The 543-nt window shown below is 28.7% G+C and carries 1 protein-coding gene; it reads left to right on the top strand.

Annotation, left to right across the window (positions count from 1 at the left end):
- A partial coding sequence (locus AWT72_RS09865) for a hypothetical protein (RefSeq protein WP_197407670.1) occupies positions 1-543 on the top strand: 543 nt, incomplete at both ends.

Genomic DNA, 543 nt, shown 5'->3' with positions numbered 1-543 from the left:
AAAGAATATAGAAAAAAGTCTAAAAAAGAGTGTAGAAGTAGGGGGAAGAGTAAGATATGATATAATAACACAAAAAGTAAGTGGAGATGCAAGATTATCTTATGAAAGACAAAAATACCTAGGAGTAACTTATGATGATAATGAATTAAAAGCAAAGAAATTAAATATTAAAGTAAAGAAAGTAGAAAAAGAAGAAAATAAGGGAATAGAAGAAAAAGATATATCAGGATTTAGTATATTAGCGGGTTCAAATGGAGCAAGTTTAAATGTAAAGAAAAATGATATTGAATTAGGTGTAAATATAGATTACAATGTAGGTAAAGAAAAAACACAAGATGGCAAAGTAATAAAAACAAAACAATTTTTAGGTGGAGGAGGAAGCTTCTACCATAAAGGAAATGGTATAGGTTTAGGTTTCCATGAAAACGGAGAAATAAAGAGTTCAAATCTTAGAGTGCATGGTGTAGACTATAACTTACATTTAGACTTAGCGATGCCAAGTGGAGCATTAAAGTTTGCGGATGATTTAAAAAATGTAATAAA

Source organism: Oceanivirga salmonicida, from assembly GCF_001517915.1.
GTDB lineage: Bacteria > Fusobacteriota > Fusobacteriia > Fusobacteriales > Leptotrichiaceae > Oceanivirga > Oceanivirga salmonicida.
Note: the sequence above shows the minus strand (reverse complement) of the source record. Positions and strands in the feature narration are given on the sequence as shown.